Source organism: Gammaproteobacteria bacterium (assembly GCA_035279405.1).
In the GTDB taxonomy this organism is placed as follows: Bacteria; Pseudomonadota; Gammaproteobacteria; order Natronospirales; family REEB76; genus REEB76.
Window position 1 is genome coordinate 1 of the sequence record DATEHU010000003.1, and the last position, 1,814, is coordinate 1,814.

The 1,814-nt window shown below is 63.2% G+C and carries 1 protein-coding gene; it reads right to left on the reverse strand.

Annotation, left to right across the window (positions count from 1 at the left end; all coding sequences use genetic code 11):
- A partial coding sequence (locus VJR90_00015; GenBank protein HKV95864.1) for an amino acid adenylation domain-containing protein occupies positions 1–1,814 on the reverse strand: 1,814 nt, incomplete at both ends.

A 1,814-nucleotide genomic window follows, 5' to 3' on the forward strand; every position in this document is an offset into this window, starting at 1 on the left:
GGCGGCCCACCTTCTCCAGATGCAATATCTCGGCCCACACCGCGGCCAGCTTCGTTTCTGTCTCGCCCACCGGCGCTTCATACCCACGCACCGCATAGGCCTCCTGTTCCGGCAGAGGCAGCGCCTTGCGGTCCAGCTTTCCGTTCGGCGTCAAAGGCAGGCTCTCCATCCGCACATAGGCCGCCGGCACCATGTAGTCGGGAACAACCGCCGACAGGTGCGCACGCAGCTGCTCCGCTCCCACCTCGCCCATGCCTGAAGTGATGTAGTACGCCACCAGCCGCTTCTCGCCCACCGTATCCTCGCGCGCCAGCACCACCGCGTCGCGCACCGCAGGGTGTTCGGCTAACCGCGCCTCTATCTCCCCCAACTCAATCCGGAAGCCCCGGATCTTCACCTGATTATCGTTCCGCCCCAAAAACTCGATGTTGCCGTTCCCAAGCCACCGCGCCAAATCTCCTGTGCGGTACATCCGCTCTCCCGGCCCGTTCACGAACGGATCCGGCACAAACCGCTCCGCCGTCAGCTCCGGACGCTTCAGATATCCCCGCGCCACTCCCGCTCCCCCGGCGTACAACTCCCCCACCACCCCGACCGGCACCGGCTCCAGGCTGGAATCCACTATGTACATCCGCGTGTTCGTGATCGGTCGCCCGATGGGCGGGTTGCCGCTTTCCTCCGCCATGCAACGATGCATCGTAACGATAATGGTCGTTTCCGTCGGTCCGTACACATTGATCAGCCGGCGTCCACGACTCCACCGTTCAGCTACCCAACCCGGCAGCGCCTCTCCGCCGGTCATCAGGACCCGGAGCGAATCGGCATTGACTCCTTCCGACACCCCTGCCAGCACTGTCGGCGGCAGCGTCGCATGCGTAATCCCGTCGCGCGCCGCCTTCTCTATCAACTGATCGCCCGCCACCACGCACTTTTGCGGGAGCAGACAGAGCGTAGCGCCCTGGCACAGCGACATCAGCGTTTCCCACGCACAGGCATCGAAGCTGAACGAGGCAAACTGCAAAATACGGCTGCCGGGTTCGACCTGTAACTGGCGACTCTGTGTGAGACTGATATTGCACAATCCACAATGTTCCACCATGACGCCTTTGGGCTGGCCGGTGGAGCCGGAGGTGTAGATCACATAGGCCAGATGGCTGGAGATGAGCCCGACGGCGTCTGCCTCCGGGTTGCTCTCCGGGAAACTCTGCCAGGCGGCGGTGGCATTCAGATCCAGCACCGGCACACCGTCGCCGATACCGGAGAAGCGATCTTCCAGATGTCTCTGCGTCAGCAGCACTACCGGCGCGCTGTCCTCCAGCATGTACTGCAGCCGTTCTTCCGGGTACGCCGGGTCCAGCGGCACATACCCTCCGCCCGCCTTCAGTACGGCCAGCAAACCCACGATCATCTCCAAGCCACGCTCCACGCAGATGGCCACCCGCTCATCCGGTTTCACTCCCAATTCCCGGAGATAGTGCGCCAGCCGGTTGGCCTGCCGGTTCAGTTCTCGATAGCTCAGAGAAGCTTCCTCGAACACCACCGCCGTCGCCTCTGGACTCCTACGCACCTGCTCTTCAAACAACTCATGTACACACTTGTCCCGCGGATACTCCCGTTCCGTGTCGTTCCACTCGTACAGAACCTGTTCACGCTCCGCCTCCCCCAGCACTTCCAGGGCGCGCACCGCGATCCCCGGCCCTGTCTCCAAGGCCTGCACCAGCGATTGCAGCGCGGTGCACATGTACTGGCACACCCGCATCGGCTCGATCGAGGCCTGCACCTGCACCGTGAGCAAGAACCCTTCGCCCAGATCG